The sequence below is a fragment of the Methylobacterium isbiliense genome (assembly GCF_022179325.1).
GTDB classification, from domain to species: domain Bacteria; phylum Pseudomonadota; class Alphaproteobacteria; order Rhizobiales; family Beijerinckiaceae; genus Methylobacterium; species Methylobacterium isbiliense.
The window spans coordinates 1-25,783 of sequence record NZ_BPQQ01000086.1 but is presented as its reverse complement, the minus strand read 5'-3'; the positions used below and the strand labels follow the sequence as shown (position 1 = coordinate 25,783).

Below are 25,783 nucleotides of genomic sequence, written 5' to 3'. Positions count from 1 at the left end.
TCGTTTCCTTTCCGATCATACCAACTGGGGAGCCTTGAGGACCGATACGCCGGGCAGTTCCTTGCCTTCTATCCATTCGAGGAAAGCGCCACCTGCCGTGGATACATAGGTGAAGTCGTCGGTCACTCCGGCAGCGTTCAACGCCGCGACCGTGTCGCCGCCACCGGCAATGGATCTGACCTGTCCGGCGCGCGTCAGGCGCGCCGCTTCGACAGCGACCGCCTCCGTGGCATGATCGAAAGGCTCGATCTCGAAGGCGCCAAGCGGACCATTCCATAGGATGGTTTTCGCGCCGGCGAAAATATCCCAGATCCGCTCGATCGAGCGCGGACCCGCGTCCAGTATCATGCCGTACTCGGGACAATGGTCGAGCTCGGCGACGTGCGCTTCCGCGCCGCTTTCGAAGCGGTCGGTCCAAACGATGTCGACCGGCAAGACGATCTCGCAGCCGCAGTCTTGGGCCCGCGCCAGGATCTTGCGGACGGTCTCGAACTGAGCGGGCTCGTGCAGTGACTTGCCGACAGGCAAGCCGTTGGCCGCCAGGAACGTATTGGCCATGCCGCCGCCCACGACCACTGCGTCTACCTTGCCGACCAGGTTAATGAGCAGATCGATCTTGCTTGACACTTTCGCGCCACCCACCAATGCGACCGCCGGTCTCAACGGCGCGTCCAATGCCTGCGTCAGCGCCGAGATCTCCGCCAACATGAGCGGGCCGGCCACCGCCGGCAGATGTTCCGTGATGGCAACCGTCGAGGCATGCGCCCGATGAGCGCAGGAGAAGGCATCGTTCACGTAAAGATCGCCGAGAGCGGCCAGTTCCTCCGCCAAGCTGGCGTCATTGGCTTCTTCCCGTGGATCGAAACGCAGATTCTCGCACACCAGAACATCGCCGGGACCGAGCGCGGCGGCCGCCTTCTCGGCGACGGGGCCACTTACCACTTCGCAAAAGGCCACGTCCTTACCGAGAGCTCGTCCCAGTGCCGCCGCCACTGGCTCCAGGGAGAGTTCCGGTCGCGGCATGCCGTCGGGACGTCCGAGATGAGAGAGAACGACTGCCCGGGCGCCATTGGCCAGAAGCGGCTTCAGGCCAGCCGCGAAGCGCTCAATGCGCGTCGCGTCAGCAACCACGCCGTTCTTCATCGGGACATTCAAGTCGGCGCGAATGAGGAGGCGACGGCAGGAAAGTTCGACGTCGTGGACGGACTTCAGCGTCATCCGATGAGCCTCCCCATCGCGACAGCAGTGTCGGCCATCCGGTTCGAGAAGCCCCACTCATTATCGTACCACGACATGACGCGGCAGAGGCGCCCGTCGATCACTTTGGTCTGGTCTGTATGGACGATCGAAGAGCGCGGATCGTGCGTGAAATCCACCGAGACCAGCGGTTCGTCCGTAAAGCCCAGAATGCGATCGAGTTCGGCGCCGGCAGCTTTCCTGACGACGCTGTTGATTTCCTCGACGGTCGTGTCGCGGCTGGCGATGAACTTGAAATCGACGACCGAAACGTTCGGCGTCGGCACCCTGATCGCGACACCATCGAGCTTGCCATTCAGCTCCGGCAGCACCAGGCCCACCGCCTTGGCGGCTCCCGTCGAGGTCGGAATCATCGACATCGCCGCGGCGCGGGCTCGGTACGGATCCTTGTGCAGAGTATCGAGCGTCGGCTGGTCACCGGTATAGCTATGGATCGTCGTCATGAATCCCTTGTCGATGCCGATGGCCCGATGAAGCACCGCCGCGACCGGGGCAAGACAATTGGTGGTGCAGGACGCGCAGGAAACGACTATGTCTTCCGCCGACAGGCTATTGTGGTTGACGCCGAAGACGATTGTTTTGTCGGCCCCCGAGGCGGGCGCGGAGACCAGGACGCGCTTCGAACCGTTCGCGAGGTGTAGCGCTGCCTTCTCGCGTGCAGTGAAGATGCCGGTGCATTCAAGCGCGATGTCGATGTCGTTCCACGGCAGTGCCTTTGGGTCACGTTCGGCGGTCACGCGGATCGGCGGGCCGCGGCCTATATCAATGCTGGCGCCGCTCACTTTGACTGGACCCGGGAACAACCCGTGCACGCTGTCGTAGCGCAACAGGTGGGCGTTGATGTCGACCGGGCCGAGATCGTTGATTGCTACGACTTCGATATCATTGCGGCCCGACTCGTAGATCGCGCGCAGCACGTTGCGCCCGATGCGACCGAAACCATTGATGCCAACTCTGGCCGTCACTTGCGTTCCTCCCCTGGCTTGCGGGCGAGCCTCCACCCTTCGGCGGCGACCCGCTCGGCCGTGATGCCGAAATGGCTGTAGAGATCGCCGGCAGGAGCAGAGGCGCCGAAGCCCTCCATTCCGATGAAGGCGGAGCGAGGCCCGAGCCATTCTGCCCAGCCGAGGGCGACCGCTGCCTCAACGCCGATACGCGGGGCCTCGCCCAGCACGGCGCTGCGATAGCCCGCCTCCTGGGCGGCGAACAGCTCAAAGCAAGGCGCGGAGACGATGGCGACCTTCAGCCCGTCTGCCGACAGCTTGTCGGCGGCCTCGACCGCAATGGCGACCTCGGAGCCCGTGGCAATGAGAGTCAGATCCCTATTCTCGCCAGGATCGCGCAGGAGATAAGCGCCACGTAACGTCATGTTCTCGTCGTCGTTGCCCCTGCGCAGCGTTGGCAGGTCCTGCCGCGAGAGGCAAAGCACCGACGGCGTCTTGGCCGCGGTGAGCGCGAGCTCCCAAGCTTCCGCCGCCTCCACCGCGTCGGCCGGCCGGAACACGTTGAGATTTGGTATCGCTCGCAGCGATGCGAGGTGCTCGACTGGTTGGTGCGTCGGCCCGTCCTCGCCCAGGCCGATGCTGTCGTGCGTCATCACATAAATGACCGACCGGCCCATGAGAGCCGAGAGACGGATCGCCGGGCGGCAATAGTCGGCGAAGGCGAGGAACGTGCCGCCATAGGGCCGCAGTCCCCCATGCAGCGAGATACCGTTCATCGCCGCGGCCATCCCATGCTCGCGCACGCCGTAATGGATGTAGTTGCCCGTGAAATCGCTCCGGGTCACGGGGCGCATGCCCTTGGTACGTGTGTTGTTGGAACCCGTGAGATCGGCCGAACCACCGACCATGTTCGGGATCGTCGCGTTCACGACCTCCAGCGCCAGCTCGGAAGCCTTGCGGGTGGCGATCTTCGGCTTCTCATCGCGCATGCGTCGGCGATGATCCGCCAACGCTGCGTGCAGCCTCGCGGCATCGGGGGGAGCGAGATGGGCAACAAACTCCTCGCGTTGGGGACTGCGAGCGAGCCGCTCTTGCCACTCGGTACGGGCGCGCGTCCCGCGAGCGCCGATTGCGCGCCAGGCTTGGACGATCGCCTCCGGCACCTCGAAGGGCGGATGGGTCCAGCCGAGGGTCTCTCGTGCCGCGGCCACCTCCTCCTTGCCCAGCGGCGCACCATGCGTGGCCGATGTCCCCTGCTTGTTGGGCGCGCCGAAGCCTATGATGGTGCGGCAGGCGATCAGAGAGGGGCGGGGTTCGGCCTGTGCGTCGGCGATCGCCTTGGCGACCGCGTCGCGGTCGTGGCCGTCAACGGCCAGGACATGCCAACCGGCCGCGGCGAACCGCGCCTTCTGGTCGAGCGAGGTCGAGAGGCTCGTGGGGCCGTCGATCGTGATCTGGTTGTCATCCCACAGCACGATGAGACGGCCGAGTCCGAGATGGCCGGCAAAATCGATCGCCTCATGGCTGATTCCTTCCATCAGACAGCCGTCGCCGGCGATCACATATGTGCGATGATCGACGAGTTCGCCGCCGAAACGCGCATTCAGCATACGCTCGGCGACAGCCATACCCACGGCGGTGGCGATTCCCTGGCCGAGCGGACCGGTGGTTGTTTCGATTCCCGCAGCATGGCCGAATTCCGGATGCCCAGCTGTCCGGCTGCCGAACTGGCGAAATCGGCGCAGCTGGTCCATGGACATGTCTTGGAAGCCGAGGAGGTGGTGAAGTGCGTAAAGCAGCATCGATCCATGCCCAGCGCTCAGCACAAAACGGTCGCGATCGGGCCAATTGGGCTGCGCCGGGTCGATCTTCACGAAGCGGTTGAAGAGCACGGTAGCTGCATCCGCCATGCCCATGGGCATTCCGGGATGGCCTGACTTCGCAGCCTCGACCGCATCCATGGCGAGCGCGCGGATCGCGTTCGCCATCTGCGCCTCATCGATGATTGCATTGCGCTCGGCAACGAGGTTCATGAGGTAGGCCCCTTCAAACGTTTGGATTGATCGACGAGCCGAAGGATCATCGGTGTGAGGATGAGTTGCATCGCGAGATCGAGCTTGTCTCCGGGTACGACAATCGAGTTGGCTCGGCTCATCCAGCTGCCGCTGATCATCTGCGTGAGATAGGGGAAATCGATGCCGCGCGGGCTCTTGAAGCGAACGACAACCAGGCTTTCCCCGGCTGTTGGAATCCAGCGGGCGATGAACGGATTGGATGTATCGACAACCGGTACGCGCTGGAAATTGATGTCGGTCTCTGAAAACTGCGGACAGATGCAATGCACATAGGCGTGCATCCGCCGCAAAATGACGTCGGTCACGGCTTCGGTGGTGTAGCCGCGTGAAGCCTTGTCCCGATGGATCTTCTGGATCCATTCGAGGTTGATCACCGGAACGACGCCGATCTTCAGATCGGCGTGATCGGCGATGCGAATGGCCTGGGTGCGCAAAGCTCCGTGCAGGCCTTCATAGAGGAGAATGTCTGAATCCTCCTCGAAAGCTTCCCATTCGGTGAAGCGACCCGGCGACACTCCGTAGCGTTCGGCTTCCGCGTCGTCATGGACGTAGTGACGCGTTCGCCCAGTGCCTGTCGCACCGTAGGAAGCGAAAACCTTCTCAAGCTCGGCAAGCTCGTTTGCCTCAAAGCTGAAATGGCTGAAGGTGCGATCACCCTCGTCATAGCGGCGCTGGAGCTCAGCCTTCATCTCCGCGCGATCAAACCTGTGGAATGCATCACCCTCGATTGAGACCGCTTTGATGCCTTCCCTCCTGAAGATCTGATCGAACGTGTGCTTAACGGTGCTCGTGCCGGCGCCAGAGGATCCGACAACCGAGATGATTGGATGCTTGTTGCTCACCTTTCCCCCCTTTCCGAGATTGATCGTCACGCCCTGAACAAGCCGCGCTTGCCGAACAGTGCCGAGACCTCGCTTTCGGGAAGGTCATGATACGCGGAAACTCGGCTGACTTTCTCGGCAGAGCCGAAGACGAGGGGGGTGCGTTGATGGAGCTCGCTCGGTGTCAGGTCGAGGATGCGGTCGATCCCATCGGTCGCCTTGCCGCCTGCGCGCTCAACGATGAAGGCGATGGGCGCGCACTCATAGACCAAGCGAAGTCGCCCCTGGGCATAGCCTCGCCTTGCGTCTGCGGGATAGAGGAAAATCCCGCCGCGCGTAAGAATCCGGTGGGCCTCGGCGACCAGCGATGCGATCCAGCGCATGTTGAACCTCTCTTCCCACGGCCCCTCTTCACCGGCGAGGCAATCGTCGATGAAGGCCCGAATCGGCCGCGACCAATGCCGATAGTTGGATGCATTGATGGCGAATTCGGTTGTGCGATCGGGGATGTCCAGGCTGTCGGAGACGAGGAAAAAATGGCCACGGTGGAGCACAAACTGAGCGACTGTGGTCCGGGTCGCGAGGACAAACAACGTCTGGGGGCCATAAACCACGTAGCCTGCAGCAATTTGCTCGTGGCCCGGACGCTGAAAACTCTCCAGACCCGTTTCCTTTGTTTCGAATATCGAGAAAATAGTGCCTATCGATATATTCACATCAATGTTGGACGACCCGTCGAGCGGATCGATTGCAAGCGCTAGGGTGCCCTCGGGATTGAGCAATTCGGCAGTCGGCCGCTCCTCTGAGGCATACCAGCGAACCGGTGTGGGCGTGAGGGCCTTGGCGAAGAGCTCATCCGCCACTACGTCGAGTTTCTTCTGGCGATCACCATCGCTGTTTGCGCCCACCTCCTCGCCGAGGCGCCCATTGAGCGGACCGCTCGATATCACCCCAGCCAGAGTCTCTGCGACAAAGGCAAGCGCCGTAACGGTGATCGCGAGCGGCTCCGAAATGGAGCTATCATTCTTGAGGAAGCTTTCGAGAGTGCCTTCCAGTGCCGTCATGACCGTGCTCCACCAGCCAAACTTTCGCGTACGATGCCTTGACGGGGCCGAAAGGGAAATTTAAAAATAGCTTTGCTGCATTAAACAAAGCTATGCGCGATCATGATCCACGAACAAGCGATCTCGCTGAAACAGCTGCGCGCGCTGGCAGCAATTGTCGAAGCCGGCAACCTGTCGTCGGCTGCCAGCCTGCTCAACGTCACCGCGCCTGCGGTTTCAACGCAGCTCCGCACCCTCGAAGCGAATCTGGGCGCGCCGCTGCTGGAACGCGGCCCCGACGGCAAGACGCTGCTAACCGCGCCAGGGCGGGAGGTTCTGGTCGCCGCCAAACAGATAGACATGGTGCTAACTTCTTGTGTTCATAAGATTTCTGCGATCTTGTCTGGGCACGAAGGGCTCGTCGTCCTTGGCGCCGTGAGCACCGCAAAGTACTTCGCACCGCACCTCATTGCGCAACTTCGAAGTCAGGTGCCACGCATCAAGATCGCGTTTCCTATCGGCAATCGAGGCGAAATCCTCGCAGCTTTGGAGAGTCGCCAGATCGAGCTCGCGATCATGGGTCGACCACCGCGCCAACCGGAGGTGGACGCGGACGTGCTCGGCGACCATCCCCATGTCCTTATCGCGCCACCGAAGCATCCGCTCGTTGGAAGATGCGAGATTTCGTCCAATGAACTGAAGAGCAATATCTTCCTGACGCGCGAGAAAGGCTCGGGCACGCGTGCGCTCATGGAGCGCTTTCTCGATCGGATCGAAATCGAAAGTGACTTCGAGTCGATAGAGTTTGGCAGTAACGAAACCATCAAACAGGCGGTTATGGCCGGGCTCGGCATCGCGATCATCTCGGCACATACCGTGCAGGCCGAACTTGCGACAGGGCGTCTGGCGGTGCTTGCGTTTCCGGGCCTCCCGGTCATCCGCCAGTGGTTTCTCGTCCATCGGCGCGATAGCCCGTTGACGCCTGCGGCAAACCGAGTGCGGGACGTGATCCTGTCCATGCAGGGAAGTTTTCTCCCTCATGCGCCGACTTAAGATCGATGTTGTTCGCGCTGCCTCAGCAGTATTCGTTTGAGCAACCTCTTAGCGTTCTGGCGGCAGCTAAATGGGGTCAGAATAAGAGCAGTGCGAAATCGTACGCTAAGGTCGAACAGAGTGAGAACTCATGCGGCTCGCGGCAGCCCAGCCGGGAGTCTCAGCGACCGGAAACCCTCCGGCAGATGCTGTTCGCTATCCCAGGTGTAGATGCCTGTCAGATTGATGTGCTCCCAGCTCAGCGGCGAGACGTGCCTGAGCAGATGATGGGGGATCTCGCGACCCATGTTGCGTAAGTGGGTGACGGCCCGTTCGATATAGACCGTGTTCCAGTGTACGATCGCGCTGACGACGAGGTTGAGGCCGGAGGCACGGAACGCTTGGCTTTCGAACGATCGGTCACGAATCTCACCACGTTCGTGGAAGAAGACGGCGCGCTTCAGCTTATGCGCCGCCTCACCCTTGTTGAGGCCGGCCTGGCAACGCCGGCGGAGTGCTGGACTTGAGTACCACTCGATCATGAAGAGCGAGCGCTCGATACGGCCGAGTTCGCGCAGCGCCCTTGCGAGCTGGCTTTCCTTCGGTGATGCCGAAAGCTTCTTCAAGATCGTCGAGGGCACAACGGCACGGGTGGTGATCGATGCCGCCAGATGAAGCAGATCATCCCAGTGATCGAGGATCAGAGTGGTGTTGATCGGGGCGCTGATATGGTTCGATAGCGCCGGATATACGTCGCCCTTCTCGAACGTGTGGAACTTCCGATCCTTGAGGTTGCGCAGCCTCGGCGCAAAGCGTTTGCCGATCAGGGCGAATAGCCCGAAGACGTGATCACTCGCACGTAAGCGCCCGGTCATGACCGCCTTCCGTGGCGGGGTTCGGATCGGCTAGCGGTCGGACACTGGACGCTGAGGATAGTGTCCATGAGCGGGGCTTGATGGACACGATCGCGTTGGACGGAAGAGTTGGCGGAGATTTTCGAGGCGCGACGTCGCCCACAGGCCGGCGCAAGTCGTATACCGTCGAAGAGAAGCAGCGGCTGGTGGCCGAGAGCTATGAGCCTGGGGCGTCGGTGTCTCTGGGGGCGCGGCGGCACGACATCAATGCGAACCTGTTGTTCACATGGCGCCGGCAGATGCGCGCGCCGGCATCGGCGGCTTCGCCGCTGGAGTTGATCCCGATCGAGGTCATCAGCGGGGCGCCGGCTACTGTCGCAGCGATAGCGGCCGAGGCGGGACAGCGCAGTGTGATTGAGATCGTCCTGGTCGGCGGCGTGTGCGTGCGGGTGGACGCGGAGGTCAGCGAGACGGCGCTGCGGCGGGTGCTGTCGGCTGTGAAGGGGACAATATGATCGCGCCCGGGTCTGGGGTGCGGGTCTATCTGGCGCCGCAGCCGTGCGATATGCGCAAAGGGATGGATGGCCTGGCCGCCCAGGTCCAGAACGTGCTGGCCGCCGACCCGTTCTGTGGGGCGTTGTTCGTGTTCCGGGGCAAGCGCGGCGACATGTTGAAGATCCTGGCCTGGGACGGAAGTGGCCTGTGCATGTTCGCCAAGCGCCTGGAGCAGGGAAAGTTCGTCTGGCCGCCGATCGTGGCGGGGCGGCTTCAACTGACACCGGCTCAGTTGGCCTTGCTCGTTGAAGGAATCGATTGGCGGCGGACGGTCGCGCCGGAACCGGTCAGGCGCCCTGAGGCTGTCTGACAAGCTCCTGATTCCAATGATTTTTTCTCGCCCGCGAGCCATGGCTTTGCTATAAGTCGGCATGTCTATGGCTTTGCTATAAGTCGGCATGTCTCTGGCCACTGCGCAATTGCCATCGGATCCGGACGCCCTGCGCGCGTTCGCGACGGCTTTGCAGGCCGAGCTCTACGCCAAAACACTGCATGTCGAGAAGCTGAAGGCCCAGTTGGCGACGCTGCGGCGCGCCCGCTTCGGCCAGTCGTCCGAGAAGCTCGATCGCCAGATCGATCTGCTCGAGCTGATCATCGGCGATCTGGAGGAAGCCGAGGCGGCCAGCGAAGCCCGCCAGGGCGCGGCTGCGGAGATGCCGGGCACGGTGACGGCGCCGACCAAGCCACAGCGCATGGGCAACCGCCGGCCGCTGCCCGATCACCTGCCGCGCGAGATCATCACCCATGCCGGCGTCTGCGCCTGCCCGGCCTGCGGTTCCGGGCGGCTACGCAAGATCGGCGATGATGAGCGTGAGGTGCTGGAATATGTGCCGTCACACTTCAAGGTCGTTGTGCATGTGCGGCCGAAACTGAGCTGCCGGGACTGCGAGGCCATCACCCAGCCGCCGATGCCGAGCTTGCCGATCGAGCGCGGCAGACCGGGCCAGGGGTTGATCGCCCATGTGTTGGTCTCCAAATATTGCGACCATCTGCCTTTGAACCGACAGTCCGGCATCTACGCTCGCGAGGGCGTCGACCTGGATCGATCGACCCTGGCTGACTGGGTCGGACGGGCCGCCCGGCTGGCGGCACCGGTGGCCGAGCGCATCGGCGACTACGCCCGCGCGGGTCCAGCCATCCATGCCGACGACACGCCCATCCCGGTTCAGGATCCCGGACGCGGGCGCACCAGAAGCGGGCGACTATGGGTCGTTGTGCGCGACGAGGGCCCTTGGGGTTCTCCCAATCCGCCGGCGGCCTTCTATCGCTACTCGCCTGATCGCAAGGGCGAGCACGCCCAGGCTTTGCTGGCGCCTGCATCCGGCTTCCTGCACGCCGACGCCTACGCCGGCTTCGACAAGCTCTACGAACCGGATCCGATCACCGGCCGGCCGCGCCTGGAGCCGGTCGCATGCTGGGCCCATGCCAGGCGCGAACTGTTCGACGAGCACGCCAGGACCAAATCGGACACCTCAAACTACCGGCTTTCGCGGCCCGTGAGGATCGCGCCGAGTGCCGTTACGGCATAGAGCGTGGCGCTGACTGCTGCTTGGGCTGCCGTGGTTTGTCGATTTCAGTGTCGCGGCGGCGGTTTTGGCCGTCTTCACCGTCATGCGGGTGCAGTTCGCCCTTGGTGCCAGACGAAGCGGGTGAGGTTGTAGGCAAGGTTGGCCATGCCAATCTTGGTCCTGGCCCGCGCCATTCCGATCGTGCGCACGAACAGGCCCATCCTGGATTTCTGCTGCGCGAAGACGTGTTCGACGAAGGCGCGGATTTTCGAGCGCCGGCCGTTGGCGCGCGACGTCGCCGCGCTCATGGGCCGACCCTTCGGCTTCTTGTGATGAATGTCGGAGACGTACCCGTTCTTCTCCAACCACGCCTCGTTCGTCTTTGAGCGATAGGCAGTGTCCGCCCAGACCGTCGAGCCGGTGTTACCGCGGTTAAGCACATTGCGAAGCTGCGCGCCGTCATATACCCTCCCGCTTGCCGCCGAAATGCTCGGTGAGGATGCCGAACTGCTGTGGGAGGTCTATATCGACATGGAGCCAGAGGACGGCTGCCTCTGGGTCTACGGCTCCGACGAGCAGCAGATCCCCGCCTTCACCGGCTTCGGCATCGAAAGCCTGACCGACTTCATCCGCGAGCACAAAGCAAATCGTGGCGACGGCAAAAACGGCGACGGACAAAAACCCGGGTCATGACCGGGCGCTTACACTCGCACCGCCCGTATCGGTAAAGTGTTCCTGGATATCGAGGATCGTATCCTGATCGAGCAGCCCATCGAGCACATAGGCCGCCTCGCTTTCGGTCGGGCTGATCGGTAGGATGCTGAAGTAGCCGTACTGATCTGACAGATGGCTGTAGAATTTCGAGCCCGGCTCGCTGCCATAGTGCAGATTGACGTCGCCGCGCTTGGCGGCTCGGTCGCTCGCGCGAAAGAACTGCCCGTCGGATGACGCGGTTGTTCCGTCACCCCAAAGTCGGGCATGGGGATGGCGGGTGTGTGCGTCCGTCACGCAGGCCTGGGCTGCGCGATAGGTCTCTGACCGGGCGTGGAAGGTGCGCATCCAACTGATCTGGTGAGCGCTGATGCCCTTGGACGCGCTGGCCATCCGTTTGGGACCGAGGTTCGTCGCATCTGCGAGTACGCCAGCCAGCATGGCCGAGACATTCTTCGGAGTGTCACCCGAGCGGACATGCGTGAAGCAATCCGCAAAGCCGGTCCAGTCGGGGACTTCCCTCAGGAGGTCCGGCACCTCGATCAATGGATAGAGCTCACTGAGCTCGGCGTTAAGATCCTCAGCTTCCACGGACACCTCGCCAGCGGTTGGTTGTAACGATCAACGTGCCGGCTTCCAGACGAACACCTTCGAGCTTTCCAGATCGTGCTCTATGCGCCAGCCGCTTCAGGTTGAAGTCGAGCATCTGACGCGCTTCGGCAAGCCACGCAACGCCATCACCCTGAACCCCCAGTCCAAGGCGATCCTCATCCTTCATGGTGGTGAATGTTGACCGCGGCATCAGATGCTCATCGATCGGCCGGAAGGATCGGCTGCCGTCGACCCAGATGTCCGCTGATCGAAGCCGGTCTCGCAAGGCCGCGAGGGTGGCGATCTCGTAAAGTCGGCGATCAGATCTCCCCTCGCCGAAGATGAGCCTCCGATCAGCTTGGCTGAGGTGGGTGACCGGGACGCGATCCGGAAGGGCACGCCGCTTCTCGGCATAGAGCCGTCTCAGCAACGCAGTCGCCGCAAGAAGCGGATCGTGGCGGCGCGCTGAGCGGAACGTGAACGCCTGCAGGAACGCACCGGCATACTTGTTGACGGTCGCATATTGCTCGGCCGCCAAGGTCAATGGCGACGCCTCATTGTCCTCGACCATCGACTCAAGCTCAGGCTTCATCCGCAGCAACCGGTGCCACCCAACTTCCTGATCGAGAACATCCAACGCGTTCTGACCATAATCGTTCGCGGACTGCAGAGCCGTGATCGTGTCGAGGAACATGCGCAGTGCCTTGGCGGTATCCGGCCTGCAACTCATGTGCCGCTGCTTCTTGCGGCTATTGGCCTGCGAGAACAGCCGCCCCATCAACTTGATGAACATAGTCAAAGCGTCATCGGTGAGCTTCTGGCCGAGCTTGATAACCTGCGCCGCGACCAGGGCATGCCGGCGGCTGGCATTGAAGTCACTAGCCGGCCATGCCGGCGTGGCGTTACCCTCACGGATCATCTGATCCCACCGTCCCGATGATATGCGCGCCTGAAGTTTCGGATCGACTTCCAGCTTGCGCAGGTAGGTAAGCCGTTCCGTCAGCCCGACCAGGTTGGATGCACCTGGCGCGTCTGGCGCCGATCGCAGCCAATGAAAGCGCGTCTGGCCGAGGGCCGGGTACGAGTGCGACGCCGGCGACAGCAGCGCCGATGGCGGCGAGCGTCCGCAAGCCCGGCGCGTCCCGGAACAGAAGCCAGGCGACCAGAACCACGAGCAATGGCTCGGTGGCGCTGATGAGCGACGCATGGGCGGCGCCGGTCAGGGCCAGACCGCTCGTTCCTATCGCGTAAGCCAGACCGGGCTCAAGCACGCCGCAGCTCGCGGCCTGTCTTGCGGCGGCGTCCAGTCGGACAGGCGTGCGGCCGACCGCGACGGCGGTCCAGAGAAACCCGACGCTTGCGATGAGTTGGACGACAAGCAGGGTGAAGGGCGGCAGATGCGCAAGGGACTCTTTGCTCATGACGGTCGCGGAGCCCCAGCACACAGCGGAGCCGATCATGGCCGCAGCAGCTAAGACGCCGGCCGATCCGGGGCGGCGCGCGGCAAGATCGGTCGGGCGGGTTTGCCCGGCGCTCACGCCGACTCCGGCGGGTTGGGTCCATTCGCGCCGCGCCAGAAGCGCAACGAGCCATCCGGCTGCCTGCGATAGACCTGCAGGAACCAGGCATCGATAGGCGTCTCGGCGCCGTTCGCACGCGAGACCATGACGCCCGTGACCTTGCCGCTCAGGACGACAGCTTCGCCAAACTCATCGGCTTCCCTTACATAGGGAGTGACGCGCGCGACAAATCCAGCAAGCGTGTTGCTCCAGAACGCGCGTATTGCGGCGATGCCGACAAGAGCGGGCTGGCCAGGATTCTGCAGAACGGCGTCGTCCGCGAAGAACGTCATCAGGTCTTCGAGATTTCCGTCGCCCATGGCCTTGTACGCTTGCCGGAGTCTCGCTTCCACCTGCTGCTTGAGGTTCGCGACGACCGGCGTTTGCGCGCTCATGCCCCGCCCTCCGCATGCAGTTGGCGCAGAACATCGAGAATCGCGGCAGGTTCGGCCCGCACCATGTAGTTCGGATCGACATGCGCGAACTTCACGCTTCCGTCGCGGTCGAGCACGAATGTGCCCGGCATTGGCAATTCCCACGATTGATCGCCGTTGAACTTCGGGAGCGGGTTGCCGAAACCCGTCTGGAGCTCTTTCAGCGCATCGCTCAGCGTGAAGACGAGCCCATAGGATCGCGCGACGCGATTGCCGGAATCGTGCAGCACGGGGGGGGTGAGTTGCTTCTTCTCTACGTCCGACAGCGCGTAGTCGGCGGTCTGCGGAGAAATTGCGACCAGCTCGGCCCCGAGGCCGTGAATCTCGGGCAGAATGCGCTGATAGGCGCGAAGCTGGAGATCGCAGAATGGACACCAGCCGCCGCGATAGAAGGTGAGGACGACCGGACCTCGCGCGAGAAGCGACGACAGCGCGGTCGGCCGGCCTTGCGTGTCGGGAAGCGAGAAGTCGGGCGCCTTCCCGTTTGTCGCAAGCGCCTGCTTTGCGATTCCCGACGAGGCGAGCTTTTCGAGTTCTATGCCGAGTTTGGCCACGACCTCGGGAGGAGCCTGCTTCGTCATGGCCGACGTGAATTCTGCGATATGCTCCGCGAGGCTCGTCGCACTGAGATCGTCGGTCACAATCACCTCCCGGAAAGTTGACGCGTTTACTCGTCGAGCATGCGTTCGATGCGACGAAGCTGGCGGACGAGGAGATCAGGCGAACGCATCGTGTTGGCGAGGAGCATTGTCCCCTGTAACGCCGCAATGAGTTCGACGGCGCGATCACGCGACGTGCGGCGATCGCCCAGCGCCCGGAACTGCTGCTCCGCCCACGTCACGTAAATCTCAAAGAGACGCGCCGCCGCTTGGGCGAGTGGTGCGTCGGGATCGAGCTTCTCCAACTCTTGGCACAGGCTGCCGTGCGGGCATCCGAACCGGATGACGTCATCCGCCTCGTCGAGTGGGGCGCGGATGAGCGCCTGAAGCCGTGCCTTGGGGTCTTCGTGTGCGGCGTCCAGAGCAGCGAGGCATTCGCACAGCGCCGCCTCGTGTGCGGCGATGACTGCCTCCGCAAGCGCCTCCTTCGTTTTGAAATAGTAATAGACGTTGCCGAGCGGCACGTGTGCCTCGCTGGCGACGTCGGCGAGCGTCGTGCGCTGCAGCCCTTGGCGATGCAGCAACCCCATCGCCGCCCTGACGAGTTCGACGCGCTTCTCGGTTGATTGATACGCTATCGCCATGTGAGTTGGATAACTAACTTACGCCTGAGAGTCAACCTCGTCGTGCGCTTGTTGCGCGGACGTCATCCGCCTTTCAGTGATGGCTGGGCCTGCTGATCGCCGCCGAACGGATGGTCGAGCAGGAAGCGCCATGTCCCGTCCGCCCGTCTGCGCAAAATCTCGACTCCGCGAGCGGATATTTTGGCCGCCCCAGCTTCGGTGATCGACCAGCGGGTCCGCGTCAGCGCGGAATCACCCGCCGGAACGACCTCAATGGTCTCCACCGCCATCACGCCGCCAATCTGGAGGAAGCCGGACAGGGCCGCGCGAATCTCCTCGGTTCCTCGTGCGAAAGCTCCAGGCTGCGACACAAGCGTCGCGTCGGTCTCGAAGAGAGCGGCGAGGCGATCCAAATCCCGATCGTTATAGATACGAGCCAAGTCCTGATGCAGTTGTTCCGGTGTCTGTGCGACGCTCACGTCCTGCTCCTCACGATTTCCGATGCCCCATGCTAACCACCGCCGCTCGCGCTTTTGAACAAGCCAAAGGCGCTAAAACCTATTCAATCGTCTCGAAATCGCGTAATTTCCCGGTGTTAACGGTCCGGAGCTCCGCATGGACGTGCTTGCCGATGTGTTGCGGCTGGCGAGCCTTGGAAACGCCGTCATCACGCAATCCGAGATGACGGCGCCTTGGGCGCTTCTGGTGCCGTCCGAGATTCGCGTCGCGATCCACCTCATCCGAAGCGGCGGATGCTGGCTCCGCATTCCCGATGGGCCTCAGCCGCTGCGCCTCGTCGAAGGCGACATCGTGCTGATCCCGAGCGCGCTGGCGCATGTCCTGGCCGACGCGCCTGACACGCCTCCGCTCCCACTTGAGGAGGGACTGGCGCTTGCCCGCCAGCGCGCCCAGGATGGTGAGCTGAGCGGAGAGCGCGCCGGCTTGCTTTGCGTCGAGATCACGTTCGACCACGCCGCAAGGCATCCGCTGGCCGGCATGCTGCCGGACGTGATCCACGTTCCCGCGCACGAAGCCCGGCAAGGCGAGGCTCTTGGTTCGCTTACCCGCATTCTGCTCGAAGAGGCCGGATGTCAGCGCGCCGGCTCGGAGATCGTGATCGCCAGACTGATCGACGCGCTGCTGGTGCTTATCGTCAGGCATTGGCTCGAAACGCAGCATGCCCCGAACGCCGGTTGGCTCGGCGCCTTGCAGGATCCGAAGATCCTGCGCGCACTCTCGGCGATGCACCACGATCCGCGTCATCCCTGGTCGGTCGCGGAGCTTGCCGCTCGCGCCGGCATGTCGAGGGCGGCATTTGCGCGCCGCTTCTCCCTTCTGGTCGGCCAGACGCCGCTCGGCTATCTGGCGCAATGGCGCATGAACGTCGCAGCGAAGCTGCTGCGATCGACCGGGCTTTCCATGGAAAACGTCGCGCTCAGCGTCGGCTACGATTCAGCCCCAGCCTTCGGCAACGCCTTCCGCCGGCAGTTTTCGATCTCGCCAGGCCGCTATCGGACGCGGTCGGTGCCCGCCCTATGGGTCCGATCCGGAAAACCGGCGATTGTATCAGAATGATCGTTCTGATATGGATCGCCTATGCCACGCCCAAAACAATACGATCGCAAGGAGGTTCTCGCCTGCGCGATGGAGCTGTTCTGGACGCCTAAACGCAGGCTTCCGCAACGCCCTTCAAGGCACCGCCGCCAAGCGCCGACGCGGCGCGGACATCGACGGCGTCGCGCGCTTCCTGACGATTTCCGCGCAGGGTCTCTGGTCGGTCTCCCGCGTCACGCCGGAAGCGGGTCCGCTCAGGGCCTATGTCGACTATCTGCTCCAGCCTATCGAAGAGAGGTTCGTCCAATGACGACGGCGCGTTTTCCGACGCGGGCCTTCGTGCTGACATTCGTGGTCGTCAGCATCTGGATCAACGCTTCTGAGATTTTTCGTTATTTCGTCTTCGTCATGCCGATGACGCGGCAGACGCTGGCGATGGTCCCCGATGTCGCGCCGATGAACCTGCCCGTCTTCCTGGTCTGGGGATTGTGGGACACACTGCTTGTGGTGATGAGCGTGACGCTCACTTGGCTCTATACGCAAGCATTCGGCGCCGGCATGCGTTCCGCGGTGATCGTCGGCACTCTGAGCTGGCTGTTCTTCTTCGTGCTGTTCTGGATCGCAATGCTGAACATGAATCTCGCGGAGCCTGCGACGGCCGCAATCGCACTACCGCTGGCGTGGGTCGAGCTTGTCATTGCGGGTGTTTTGGCCATGCGTTTTCTTCCCGCGCCGCCCGAACGAGTATCGCCGGCGAGTAGGTAGCTATCTCGCAGAATATCGCGCAATCGGCGCCAGCGGCCGCGTAGAGCGCACTAAGTTTGCGGAAACGTCCGCGTTTTCCCCCGCCGCGGTACGATGCTTCGGCTTCTTGGTCGCTCACTGGGGATAACGTTCTTGGAGAGAGTTCAGCCTCGCCCTGAGACGTGCCGCAGCGAAATCGAGGAAGATGCGCATTTTCGACGGAAGGACGCCACGGTTGGCGTGGATCAGGTGGACCGGGAGCGGCTCAAGCTCGAAATCCTCGAGAATCGTGCGCAGAACTCCGTCACGCATGGCGTCAGCGCATTGGTAGTGGAGCACACGAGTCGCGCCGACGCCCTGCATCGCGGCCCAAACCGCGGCCTCGGCGGTTGAAACGGAAAGACGCGGTCGGACCGGCAGGTCTGTGGTTCCTGTGGCATCCTTCAGCCGAAACCGCCATGCCGGGACCGGCGAAAGGAAATCGAAGTTCACGCATGGCAGTTGGGCCAAGTCTTCCGGCGCCTTCGGCGTTCCGTATGCAGCCAGCAGCTTCGGGCTGGCGCAGACGACCGTCCGCATCGAACCGACACGGGTCGCAACCATGCGGCTGTCCGGCAATGGGCCGATGCGGACGGCCATGTCGATGTGATCGTCGATCAAATGGAGATTCCGGTCTGAGAGCAGCAGACGGACATTGATTTCGGGGTAAGCCGCGAGAAACTCGGTGACGACGGGAAGAATATGCAGCCGCCCGAAGAGGATCGGCGCGGTCAGGACCAGTTCGCCGCGAGGGGCGTGGAACTCACCTGCGGCGATCCGCTCGGTTTCGTCGACCTCTTCGAGAATGCGCCTGGCCGAAGTCGCATAGGCGGCGCCTGCATCCGTCAGCGCCGACTTGCGAGTGGTGCGGATAAGCAACCTGGTTCCCAGATGAGCCTCAAGCTCGCTCACCTTCCGGCTGAGCGTCGCCAGAGGCATGCGCAAGTCCCGGCTGGCGGCGGAAAAGCTGCCTTTCTCGACCACACGCAAGAGGAGTGACATGACTTCAAGGCGATCCAAGACCATTCCATAGAATGAGAAGGTTATCGCCATTCTTAGCGAATTATCCTCCTCAACGGAAGGCGTTACTCTCTCCATGCTTTTGACCACTGCCGGTCCCGTTCCTGGAAGGAGGAGCCCCATGTCCCGTCTCGCCGTCCCCGCCCGAGATGACGTTCCCGAAGCGTCGAAGCCGATCCTCGACGCTGTTCATCAACAACTCGGTATCGTCCCCAATCTGTTTCGCCTGATCGCCGTCAGCCCGCCGGCGCTGGAAGGCTTCATCGCCAACAACGGCGCGCTCGGAAAAACGCTCGATGTCAAGACGCGCGAGCGGATCGCGCTGGCTGTGGCCCAGGTGAACGGCTGCGACTATTGCCTGTCGGCCCATAGCTATCTCGGCCTGAACCTTGCGAAGATCAGCCCGGAAGAGATCGCACTCAATCGCATGGGCGCGTCCAGCGATTCCGAGGCAGACGCGGCGGTGCGTTTCGCGGCGAAGGTCGCGCGCGAGCGCGGTCATGTGAGCGAGGCCGACATCAAAGTCGTCCGCGACGCCGGCTTCGACGATAGCCAGATCGTGGAAGTGGTCGCGCTCGTCGCGCTGAACTGCTTCACCAACTTCCTGAACGAAGTCGCCAAGACCGACATCGACTTTCCGGTCGTTCTGGCAGCCGAAGCCGCCTGACAGGGCGTGTGGACCGCCGGCCGTCCGGCCGTCGGTCCACATTGCTCGCGAGCAAAGAGCCGATCATGCCCTACGGCTTCCTTGACATAGCCGTCACGCCGAGCGTTCGCGCCGCCCAGGCGAAGATGGGCGCCAATCATCTTTGGGAGGGGTTTAAGAAAGACCGGACGTTCGACGCATTCACGCCCGGCGAGGCCGCCTTCATCGCGCGGCGCGACAGTTTTTATATGGCCACGGTTTCCGAAACCGGCTGGCCCTATGTCCAGCATCGTGGTGGACCGCCCGGCTTCCTGAAGGTCGTGAACGAGAAGATGCTGGCCTTCGCCGACTATCGCGGCAATCGCCAATACATCAGTGTCGGCAACCTCGCCGCCGATAGTCGGGTGGCGCTGATCCTGATGGACTATGCAAGCCGGGTGCGCCTCAAAATCTATGCGCATGTCGAGGTCGCCCCGCTCGACACCGATCCGGCGTTCACCGAACGCATCGTCGATCCCGGCTACCGGGCGAAGCCCGAACGCATCCTGCTGCTGCATCTCGTGGCGTTCGACTGGAACTGCCCGCAGCACATCACGCCGCGCTTCACCGAGGCGGAAATCGCTACGGCAATCCAGCCGCTGCGCGACCGGCTCGCGGTCTTGGAAGCCGAAAACGTGGAACTGCGCGCCAGACTCGCTGCGCGAAAGGACGATTGAGATGGAAGCCGAACGACCGCCACTGCCGCCATTCACCACAATTGAAGCCGCCGCCCGGAAAGTGCGTCTCGCCGAGGATGCGTGGAACAGCCGCGATCCCGAGCGGGTGTCGCTCGCCTACACCCCGGACAGCCAATGGCGCAATCGCGTCGAATTCGTCCAGGGCCGGGAGCAGATCAAGGCGTTCCTGACGCGCAAATGGAGTCGCGAGCTGGACTACCGCCTGATCAAGGAGCTGTGGGGCTTCCGGGAGAATCGCATGGCGGTGCGCTTCGCTTATGAATGGCACGACGATGCCGGAAACTGGTTCCGGTCCTATGGCAACGAGAATTGGGAGTTTGACGAGCGCGGTCTGTCAATCGGCGCGGAAGTTTGACCCCTTATCGGCGTCCAATGTTGGGTCTGACTCAGTTTCGCTGCACGTTGGGGCTGTTCTGACGCTGGTTTCCAGAAGGAATCAGCATGATGAAGCAGCGATTTCGGCCAGCCAGCCTGGTTCCTTCAGGATTGATGGTCGACGAGATCGCGATCGAAGGCGATCGTGTTGTTGTCCGAGCTCGGGCGGCCGTCAGCGCCGGTCCATGTCCTGATTGTGGGGCGATCTCGCGACGGATCCAGAGCCGGTATTTCCGGCGAGCAAAGGACCTGCCGCTCAGCGGCCGACGCGTCGAACTCCAGATCCTCGTCCGGCGCTTCAGGTGCGATGCCGTTCTATGCGGCCGCCAGATCTTCGCGGAGCGCTTTGGTGATAGTGTCCTTGCTCCGCGAGCACGCCGGACCGATCGTCTCGATCATATCGTCCAGCATCTCGGGCTCGCGTTGGGCGGCCGGCCTGGAGCGAGTTTTGCCGCCAGGATGATGCTGCCGGTCAGCAACGATACGCTGCTGCGCGTGGTCCGGCAGCGTGCCCGGGTACCGAGCGAGCCGTTGCGCGTGATCGGCATTGATGACTTCGCGTGGCGGCGCAATCACCGCTACGGCACCATCGTCTGCGACCTCGAACGCCGCCGGCCGGTCGTCCTGCTTCCCGACCGGGAGCCGGCGACATCGGAAGCCTGGCTCCGGCATCAGTCCGCTGTCCACACAGTCGCCCGTGACCGCGGCGGGGGCTACGGAGAGGCGGTGGCGCGAGCACTGCCGCAGGCCGTCCAGGTTGCCGACCGATGGCACCTGATGGAGAATGCCAGCCGCGCTTTCCTCGACGCCGTGCGCAAGTCAATGCGTCAGATCCGCGGCGCCATCGGCGCCACCGTGATCAATCCCGCTTTGCTGACGGCAGCCGAGAAGCTGCAATATGACGGATATTTGCGGCGCGAGGAGACAAACGCATCGGTCCTTGCCCTCTGGCAGGAGGGCGTGCCGATCAAACAGATCGTCAGGCGCACGGGCCATCACCGCCAGACCGTCAGGCGGATCGTCCGTGGCGAGCGCAGCGACGTCTTCCGACCTCGCCAGAGTTCTCTGGAAGCGCATCTACCCTGGTTGGATGCGCAATGGGACGCCGGCGCCCGCAATGCATCCGCCCTCTGGCGCACAATGCGAAGGAACGGCTTCCGGGGAAGCCTCAGGGTTGTCTCCGAATGGGCAACTCGCCGCCGGCGCGCTGAGAAAGCGGACGCAAGCAGCCTCGCTCGCCTCCCATCGGCCCGGACCATCGCGAGGTTAATGACCACTGGTCGCGACAATCTCTCGAAGGCCGAAACTGTTACGATCGCCGCGATCGAGAACGGCGTCCCGTCCTTGTTCGAGGCTCGCGAGATCGTCGCCGACTTCCATGCCATGATCAGAGCGAGGCAGGCCGAGCCTTTGGCTTCCTGGATCGAGCGCGCCTCCCAAAGCCTGGTCGCCTCATTGTCGAATGGCGTCCGACGAGACGAGGCCGCTGTGCGAGCAGCTATTCTCTCGACTTGGTCAAACGGTCAAACCGAGGGCCAGATCACCCGTCTCAAGCTCGTTAAGCGCCAAATGTACGGCCGCGGAAAGATCGATCTTCTCCAGGCGCGTCTGATTGGCGCGACATGAGCCCCAAACGTCAGCGAGATTGCGTCAGACCCAACATTGGACGCCGATAAGGGGTCAAACTTCCGCGCCGATTGACAGCTGGAGGCCCCACCGCAGTTTGAGCATCTCAACATCGCCGCCGTAGCGCCTTATGATGATCCGGCGTTCGTCGAGCGGTGCGTCGGAATCGAACGGTGTCGCGCTCATAATTATGCGAACATAGCAAGAACATCGACGCAGGGCAATGTGGCGACGGGACTAGCCGGTGTCGGCCTTCACGCACTGGCGCGACCTACCGCTGCCGACTACGAATCCTGATGGTGCTGATCCACCTGCTTGTTTTGCGACGTCGGGCTGACATTTTTCGTTTGGTTACAGGTCATGCTGGTGCTGAGCGAGCGAAATTCGAGATTCTGCTGAGGACGGAGGACCGATGTGCAATGATTACCGCCTGACGGTGGATGTCGCTTCGATCGTCGAGGATTTCGCCGATCTGAAGATCAAGATCCGTTTCGGAGAAGGTGCTCCCAACATCGAGGCGCGCGAGGACATCAAGATTACCGATGTCGGGCCGATCGTCCGCGCGATCGACGGAGTCCGCGGCGAAGGCGAGCTCGTGCAACGGCGATGGAGCTGGCCGGGGCAGAACAAGCGGCCGGTCTACAATTTCCGCTCGGAGGGTCGCGACTTCGCTTCGAACCGCTGCCTCATCGTGGCCGACGGCTTTTACGAATTCACCGATCCGACCGAGAAGGGAAAGAAGCGCAAGGACAAGTGGCTCTTCACGAAGAAGGATGAACCCATCTTCTGCATCGCCGGCATCTGGCGGGAGACGAAGGATGTCGGCGAAGCGTTCACGATGCTGACGATGGACCCTGGCCCAGACATCGCCCCCTATCATGATCGGCAAATCGTCATCCTTGAACGGAGCGCTTGGGCCGACTGGCTCGATTTGTCAGTGCCCGCTCAATCGCTGATCAAGCTGCTGCCCGCCGGGACCCTCGACGTTCGACAGGTAGGCTAGGGCAGGCCGGAGGACTCGCGCGTCATGGCGGTCGCGGGCTTCTGACGCGAAGGTCAGGGCAATCATCCGCCTAGGTTCATCTTTCTCACGACGTCGCTCGGCGAGGACATCGCGTCCGATCGCCATCGGGAGGTCGTCAAGTTGAACCCGGAGGACCGGGCCGCCTAGCCCCATCTGAGCAAGCCCAAGGCCGAGCTGGCCAGCCATCGCCGCCCGGTTCACTGGACGCGAAGACTAGATAATAATGGAATGACAGTGGCATAGTCACAGGCGAAAAACGGGTATGGCAAAGGCTGCGGCCTATATTCTGAACGTGCGGCAGGATCGGCGTGAGACCCTTCTCCATGCCGAGGCGGGCTGGTTCGGCGGTCCGAGGGCTTCCGAGCCCGTGCCGGCATTCCCACACAGCCGCCGCGCGCCACTGGTGGTGTTGGCTTCATTCGAGGACGGCCTTCTTACCCATGTCGGGGATGGACGTAAGGGCGCATCGGCGGGAACTGGGCTCGTTCGTCTCAATATGACCTCGCTGGACGCCTTGCGGCGGCCAATCCCATTCGAGGCGATCGTGGAGCGCGTTCCCCCTCGCTTCAAAGCTCCGCTGCGAAAGGTCATGTCCGCAAGCGGCCGAGGCTGTGTCAAAACTCTCCGGATTGGCTAGAATCCCGACGTCGCAGTCGGGAGGTGGATTTGAGCGGTTTCATTGAGGGTTGCGACCGCCGGCAGCCGACGCTGCTTCCCGATTGCCTGGACGACTACGTCGCCGAGGATAACCTGGTGCGGGTCGTGGACGTGTTCGTCGACGACCTTAACCTGGGCGCCCTGGGTTTTGAGGGCGTGACGCCGGCGCCGACAGGACGTCCGGCCTACCATCCTGCAACGCTGCTCAAGCTCTACGTCTACGGCTACCTGCACAAGGTGCAGTCCAGCCGCCGGCTGGAGCGCGAGGCTGGGCGCAATGTCGAGTTGATGTGGCTGACGGGGAGGCTTGCGCCCGACCACAAGACGATCGCGGACTTCCGGAAGGATAATGGCCCGGCGATCCAGGCCGCCTGCGCGCAGTTCGTGGCGTTGTGCCGTCAGATCGGTCTGTTCGGGAGCGCCTTGGTCGCGATCGACGGCAGCAAGTTCAAGGCGGTGAACAGCCGCGACAAGAACTTCACGGCCAACAAGCTCCAGAAGCGTCTGGAGCAAGTCGCCGAGCATATTGCCGGTTACCTGCGCGACCTCGACACGGCCGACCGCCAGGAAGGCGAGGCCGCCGAGGCGCGCTCGGGCCGACTGAAGGAGAAGGTCGAGCGGCTGCGCGAGCAGATGAAGATGCTTCAGGCGATGGAGGTACGGGTCGAAACCGCACCGGACGGCCAAGTCTCACTGACCGATCCGGACGCTCGCTCGATGGCCACCAGCGGGCGCGGCAGCGGGATCGTCGGCTACAATGTCCAGTCTGCGGTGGAGGCCGAGCATCACCTGATCGTCGCCCACGACGTGGTCATGACCGGCAGCGACCGCGAACAGCTCGCGGCCATGGCCGCGAAGGCCAAGGACGCCATGGGCGTGGCAAAGCTCGATGCGCTGGCCGACCGCGGCTACTTCTCGGGCGAGGAGATCCGCTCCTGCGACGCCCTGGGCGTGACGCCCTATCTGCCCAAGCCGCTCACCTCGGGCGCCAAGGCCGACGGCCGGTTCGGCAAGCAGGACTTCGTCTATCTGCCCGAGCAGGACGTCTATCGCTGCCCATCCGGCGCGCTGCTGCGACGCCATATGACCACCGTCGAGCGGGGCATGACGCTCCACCGCTACTGGGATCGCGCCAGTTGCCAAGCCTGCGCTCTCAAGGCTCAGTGCACACCCAGCATCGAGCGACGCGTGACCCGCTGGGAGCATGAGGCGCTCATCGACGCCCTTCAGCGGCGGATGGACCTGACGCCTGGTGCCATGCGCCTGCGAAGGCGGCTCGTCGAGCACCCCTTCGGCACGATCAAGGCCTGGATGGGATCGACGCACTTCCTGATGAAGCGCCTGCCCAATGTGAAGACTGAGATCGGCCTCCACGTCCTGGCCTATAATCTCAAACGGGTGATCGCCATCCTGGGCGTAGGGCCGCTGATAGAGGCGATCCGGGCCTGACGTCGGCCTCGCCCCGCCCTCGCGTTGCCCCCAGCCAAGACGCAGCGGTCAGCGCGTTTTTACACAGCCTCGGCCTGCTTCCGCCCAAGACCTTGAACGCCGTGGTCGAGGTCCTTAGGGAGATGGATTCAACCCTCGGGGAAAAGCTCGCGAGGATGTCCGCGAGCCGGCGAGAGCTGATAGCGACGCTCGGTGAGCGGGAACGGGAAAATCTGGCGCTTCAGAAGGAAACGCTCGCGGCTGCTCTCGAAATCGCCGGCGTCGGCACGCAGGAGATCCTTGAATGGACGCCCGCTACGATCGAACGTACCTCGTTCCTGGACGGGCTTCCGGGCGCAAGGGTGCGTGAGGACGTGATGCTTCATGCCGACCTGGCAGGACTGCCGGGCTTTGCCGCCCTGCGTGAAGCGCCTCACATCGCCGCCCGCACCTTTCAGTCCGAGACCGACCCGTCGGTGCGCGTTACGGTCGTCATGGCCAATCGCCTGGTGCTGGAGGAGCAGACGGGCGCCGATCTGATCTACTTCAATGAGACCTATCGTTCGTTCGTGCTCGTGCAATACAAGGCCTTCGAAAAAGGCCCGGATGAACACGAATTCCGATGGACGCAGGGCGATCAGTTCTCCGGTGAACTGGAACGCATGGACAAGCTCCTTGAGCAGCTTGAACAAATCGAGCCCGATACGGACCCGGACGGCTTTCGCCTGACCAGCAACCCCTTCTTCCTGAAGTTCTGCGCGCGCATCGTTTTCAACCCTGATGATCGCGGGCTGTTTCCAGGCATCTACCTGCCGCTCGGATTGTGGAAGGTCTTGGCGAAGAGCGATCGTCTCAAGGGCCCACGCGGCGGCAACCTCCTCACCTATAGCAATGTCGGCCGCAGGCTGAGCGGTTCGGAGTTCATCACCTTGGTCGCAGGCTCATGGGTCGGGACTACGATTTCCCAATCGGCCTCGCTGGAAGCGATGATCCGATCTGTTCTAGAAACGGGACGCACCGTCACCTTCGCAGTCAAGCGGCGACCTCCGCCGGACCCAGAAGCGGTAAGTGAGGTATTGCCCGAGCTTGACGAAGGCGAGACGCTCACACCCGAGGAGGCGCTGGTGCGCGTTGCAAACTGAGTTTCCGGCCGAGCGAACGGAACGAGCCTGAAGCGAAGCTCCCAAGTGTCAGTCATTCGATCATGTCCGTTTGATGGGAGGTGTTCCGATTCTGTGCACGTCGCCGCTCAAGAAATCAGGATGTGAAACCCGGCGGGTCCCAATCTGGCGGATCGTAAATTTTCGGCTATCCGGATTTGAGTGTG

At 62.8% G+C, this 25,783-nt stretch carries 22 protein-coding genes and 7 pseudogenes; 14 read left to right on the top strand and 15 right to left on the bottom strand.

Annotation, left to right across the window (positions count from 1 at the left end; genetic code table 11):
• Positions 1-15 precede the first annotated feature (15 nt).
• The 5 genes from MFF61_RS28310 to MFF61_RS28290 are packed head-to-tail and all read right to left on the bottom strand — an operon-like array spanning position 16 to position 6,161.
• Entirely contained in the window at positions 16-1,218 is a 1,203-nt protein-coding gene (locus MFF61_RS28310; RefSeq protein WP_238241023.1) for a phosphoglycerate kinase, read from the bottom strand.
• Positions 1,215-2,222, bottom strand: a complete 1,008-nt coding sequence (gene gap, locus MFF61_RS28305; RefSeq protein WP_238241022.1) for a type I glyceraldehyde-3-phosphate dehydrogenase — start codon at positions 2,220-2,222, stop codon at positions 1,215-1,217. The genes MFF61_RS28310 and gap overlap by 4 nt, the downstream gene beginning before the upstream one ends.
• Positions 2,219-4,234, bottom strand: a complete 2,016-nt coding sequence (gene tkt / locus MFF61_RS28300) for a transketolase (RefSeq protein ID WP_238241021.1) — start codon at positions 4,232-4,234, stop codon at positions 2,219-2,221. Before tkt ends, gap begins: the two co-directional genes overlap by 4 nt.
• A complete protein-coding gene (locus MFF61_RS28295) occupies positions 4,231-5,118 on the bottom strand; it encodes a phosphoribulokinase (RefSeq protein ID WP_238241020.1) in 888 nt (295 codons plus the stop codon). Before MFF61_RS28295 ends, tkt begins: the two co-directional genes overlap by 4 nt.
• Before the next feature lie 26 nt (positions 5,119-5,144).
• Positions 5,145-6,161, bottom strand: coding sequence for a class 1 fructose-bisphosphatase (locus MFF61_RS28290; protein ID WP_238241019.1), 1,017 nt, complete (start codon positions 6,159-6,161; stop codon positions 5,145-5,147).
• 102 nt (positions 6,162-6,263) lie between these two features.
• Between MFF61_RS28290 and MFF61_RS28285 the strand changes: the two genes are divergently transcribed.
• Entirely contained in the window at positions 6,264-7,193 is a 930-nt protein-coding gene (locus MFF61_RS28285; protein WP_238241018.1) for a LysR family transcriptional regulator, read from the top strand.
• 128 nt (positions 7,194-7,321) lie between these two features.
• On the opposite strand, the pseudogene MFF61_RS28280 reads toward MFF61_RS28285, so the two are convergent.
• Positions 7,322-8,029: pseudogene (locus MFF61_RS28280) on the bottom strand (Tn3 family transposase); the annotation flags it as partial.
• A gap of 98 nt (positions 8,030-8,127) precedes the next feature.
• Between MFF61_RS28280 and tnpA the strand changes: the two are divergent.
• The 3 genes and pseudogenes from tnpA to tnpC form a co-directional block, all read left to right on the top strand.
• Entirely contained in the window at positions 8,128-8,541 is a 414-nt protein-coding gene (gene tnpA / locus MFF61_RS28275; RefSeq protein WP_238241070.1) for an IS66-like element accessory protein TnpA, read from the top strand.
• Positions 8,538-8,891, top strand: coding sequence for an IS66 family insertion sequence element accessory protein TnpB (tnpB, locus tag MFF61_RS28270; RefSeq protein ID WP_238241017.1), 354 nt, complete (start codon positions 8,538-8,540; stop codon positions 8,889-8,891). Before tnpA ends, tnpB begins: the two co-directional genes overlap by 4 nt.
• Positions 8,892-8,979: 88 nt before the next feature.
• Positions 8,980-10,068 (top strand): annotated as a pseudogene (gene tnpC, locus MFF61_RS28265) (IS66 family transposase); the annotation flags it as partial.
• Between the two features lie 122 nt (positions 10,069-10,190).
• Here the strand turns inward: tnpC and MFF61_RS28260 are convergent.
• Positions 10,191-10,553, bottom strand: a pseudogene (locus MFF61_RS28260) (transposase); the annotation flags it as partial.
• On the opposite strand from MFF61_RS28260, the gene MFF61_RS28255 reads away from it, so the two are divergent.
• A complete protein-coding gene (locus tag MFF61_RS28255) occupies positions 10,486-10,782 on the top strand; it encodes a hypothetical protein (RefSeq protein WP_238241016.1) in 297 nt (98 codons plus the stop codon). The pseudogene MFF61_RS28260 and the gene MFF61_RS28255 overlap by 68 nt on opposite strands.
• Positions 10,783-10,794: 12 nt before the next feature.
• On the opposite strand, the pseudogene MFF61_RS28250 reads toward MFF61_RS28255, so the two are convergent.
• The 6 genes and pseudogenes from MFF61_RS28250 to MFF61_RS28225 form a co-directional block, all read right to left on the bottom strand.
• Positions 10,795-12,469: pseudogene (locus tag MFF61_RS28250) on the bottom strand (Tn3 family transposase); the annotation flags it as partial.
• 13 nt (positions 12,470-12,482) lie between these two features.
• Positions 12,483-12,851: pseudogene (locus MFF61_RS28245) on the bottom strand (DMT family transporter); the annotation flags it as partial.
• Positions 12,852-12,925: 74 nt separating this feature from the next.
• Entirely contained in the window at positions 12,926-13,345 is a 420-nt protein-coding gene (locus MFF61_RS28240) for a YybH family protein (RefSeq protein ID WP_238241015.1), read from the bottom strand.
• The gene (locus tag MFF61_RS28235) at positions 13,342-14,025 is read right to left on the bottom strand and encodes a peroxiredoxin-like family protein (protein WP_238241014.1); all 684 of its coding nucleotides are present in this window, start codon (positions 14,023-14,025) and stop codon (positions 13,342-13,344) included. The genes MFF61_RS28240 and MFF61_RS28235 overlap by 4 nt, the downstream gene beginning before the upstream one ends.
• Positions 14,026-14,051: 26 nt before the next feature.
• A complete protein-coding gene (locus tag MFF61_RS28230) occupies positions 14,052-14,627 on the bottom strand; it encodes a TetR/AcrR family transcriptional regulator (RefSeq protein WP_238241013.1) in 576 nt (191 codons plus the stop codon).
• Positions 14,628-14,689: 62 nt separating this feature from the next.
• Complete coding sequence (locus tag MFF61_RS28225) at positions 14,690-15,085, bottom strand: YybH family protein (RefSeq protein WP_238241012.1); 396 nt, start codon at positions 15,083-15,085, stop codon at positions 14,690-14,692.
• A 136-nt stretch (positions 15,086-15,221) separates the two neighbouring features.
• Here MFF61_RS28225 and MFF61_RS28220 point away from each other — a divergent pair, with 136 nt between their 5' ends.
• Complete coding sequence (locus tag MFF61_RS28220) at positions 15,222-16,181, top strand: AraC family transcriptional regulator (RefSeq protein ID WP_238241011.1); 960 nt, start codon at positions 15,222-15,224, stop codon at positions 16,179-16,181.
• Between the two features lie 285 nt (positions 16,182-16,466).
• Entirely contained in the window at positions 16,467-16,925 is a 459-nt protein-coding gene (locus MFF61_RS28215; protein ID WP_238241010.1) for a hypothetical protein, read from the top strand.
• A 114-nt stretch (positions 16,926-17,039) separates the two neighbouring features.
• On the opposite strand, the gene MFF61_RS28210 is transcribed toward MFF61_RS28215, so the two are convergent.
• A complete protein-coding gene (locus MFF61_RS28210) occupies positions 17,040-17,963 on the bottom strand; it encodes a LysR family transcriptional regulator (RefSeq protein WP_238241069.1) in 924 nt (307 codons plus the stop codon).
• A 121-nt stretch (positions 17,964-18,084) separates the two neighbouring features.
• Between MFF61_RS28210 and MFF61_RS28205 the strand changes: the two genes are divergently transcribed.
• From MFF61_RS28205 to MFF61_RS28190, 4 genes and pseudogenes are all read left to right on the top strand, one after another.
• A complete protein-coding gene (locus MFF61_RS28205) occupies positions 18,085-18,630 on the top strand; it encodes a carboxymuconolactone decarboxylase family protein (protein WP_238241009.1) in 546 nt (181 codons plus the stop codon).
• Between the two features lie 65 nt (positions 18,631-18,695).
• A complete protein-coding gene (locus MFF61_RS28200) occupies positions 18,696-19,325 on the top strand; it encodes a pyridoxamine 5'-phosphate oxidase family protein (RefSeq protein ID WP_238241008.1) in 630 nt (209 codons plus the stop codon).
• A gap of 1 nt (position 19,326) precedes the next feature.
• Positions 19,327-19,680, top strand: a pseudogene (locus MFF61_RS28195) (DUF1348 family protein); the annotation flags it as partial.
• Between the two features lie 110 nt (positions 19,681-19,790).
• Positions 19,791-21,347, top strand: a complete 1,557-nt coding sequence (locus MFF61_RS28190; protein WP_238241068.1) for an ISL3 family transposase — start codon at positions 19,791-19,793, stop codon at positions 21,345-21,347.
• A 78-nt stretch (positions 21,348-21,425) separates the two neighbouring features.
• Here MFF61_RS28190 and MFF61_RS28185 read toward each other — a convergent pair.
• Positions 21,426-21,536 (bottom strand): annotated as a pseudogene (locus MFF61_RS28185) (SOS response-associated peptidase family protein); the annotation flags it as partial.
• Between the two features lie 223 nt (positions 21,537-21,759).
• On the opposite strand from MFF61_RS28185, the gene MFF61_RS28180 reads away from it, so the two are divergent.
• From MFF61_RS28180 to MFF61_RS28170, 3 genes are all read left to right on the top strand, one after another.
• Positions 21,760-22,350: an SOS response-associated peptidase gene (locus MFF61_RS28180; protein ID WP_238241007.1), complete on the top strand. Its 591-nt coding sequence runs from the start codon at positions 21,760-21,762 to the stop codon at positions 22,348-22,350.
• A 687-nt stretch (positions 22,351-23,037) separates the two neighbouring features.
• Positions 23,038-24,477, top strand: a complete 1,440-nt coding sequence (locus MFF61_RS28175; protein WP_238241006.1) for an IS1182 family transposase — start codon at positions 23,038-23,040, stop codon at positions 24,475-24,477.
• A 122-nt stretch (positions 24,478-24,599) separates the two neighbouring features.
• The gene (locus MFF61_RS28170; protein WP_238241005.1) at positions 24,600-25,598 is read left to right on the top strand and encodes a hypothetical protein; all 999 of its coding nucleotides are present in this window, start codon (positions 24,600-24,602) and stop codon (positions 25,596-25,598) included.
• Positions 25,599-25,783: the final 185 nt, after the last annotated feature.

What these genes read in the sequence shown, in the direction of transcription:
- MFF61_RS28310 (WP_238241023.1), bottom strand. Translation starts at nt 1,218, where the DNA reads ATGACGCTGAAGTCCGTCCACGACGTCGAACTTTCCTGCCGTCGCCTC.
- tkt (WP_238241021.1), bottom strand. Translation starts at nt 4,234, where the DNA reads ATGAACCTCGTTGCCGAGCGCAATGCAATCATCGATGAGGCGCAGATG.
- MFF61_RS28290 (WP_238241019.1), bottom strand. Translation starts at nt 6,161, where the DNA reads ATGACGGCACTGGAAGGCACTCTCGAAAGCTTCCTCAAGAATGATAGC.
- MFF61_RS28285 (WP_238241018.1), top strand. Translation starts at nt 6,264, where the DNA reads ATGATCCACGAACAAGCGATCTCGCTGAAACAGCTGCGCGCGCTGGCA.
- tnpA (WP_238241070.1), top strand. Translation starts at nt 8,128, where the DNA reads ATGGACACGATCGCGTTGGACGGAAGAGTTGGCGGAGATTTTCGAGGC.
- tnpB (WP_238241017.1), top strand. Translation starts at nt 8,538, where the DNA reads ATGATCGCGCCCGGGTCTGGGGTGCGGGTCTATCTGGCGCCGCAGCCG.
- MFF61_RS28240 (WP_238241015.1), bottom strand. Translation starts at nt 13,345, where the DNA reads ATGAGCGCGCAAACGCCGGTCGTCGCGAACCTCAAGCAGCAGGTGGAA.
- MFF61_RS28230 (WP_238241013.1), bottom strand. Translation starts at nt 14,627, where the DNA reads ATGGCGATAGCGTATCAATCAACCGAGAAGCGCGTCGAACTCGTCAGG.
- MFF61_RS28220 (WP_238241011.1), top strand. Translation starts at nt 15,222, where the DNA reads ATGGACGTGCTTGCCGATGTGTTGCGGCTGGCGAGCCTTGGAAACGCC.
- MFF61_RS28215 (WP_238241010.1), top strand. Translation starts at nt 16,467, where the DNA reads ATGACGACGGCGCGTTTTCCGACGCGGGCCTTCGTGCTGACATTCGTG.
- MFF61_RS28205 (WP_238241009.1), top strand. Translation starts at nt 18,085, where the DNA reads ATGTCCCGTCTCGCCGTCCCCGCCCGAGATGACGTTCCCGAAGCGTCG.
- MFF61_RS28200 (WP_238241008.1), top strand. Translation starts at nt 18,696, where the DNA reads ATGCCCTACGGCTTCCTTGACATAGCCGTCACGCCGAGCGTTCGCGCC.
- MFF61_RS28190 (WP_238241068.1), top strand. Translation starts at nt 19,791, where the DNA reads ATGAAGCAGCGATTTCGGCCAGCCAGCCTGGTTCCTTCAGGATTGATG.
- MFF61_RS28180 (WP_238241007.1), top strand. Translation starts at nt 21,760, where the DNA reads ATGTGCAATGATTACCGCCTGACGGTGGATGTCGCTTCGATCGTCGAG.
- MFF61_RS28170 (WP_238241005.1), top strand. Translation starts at nt 24,600, where the DNA reads ATGGATTCAACCCTCGGGGAAAAGCTCGCGAGGATGTCCGCGAGCCGG.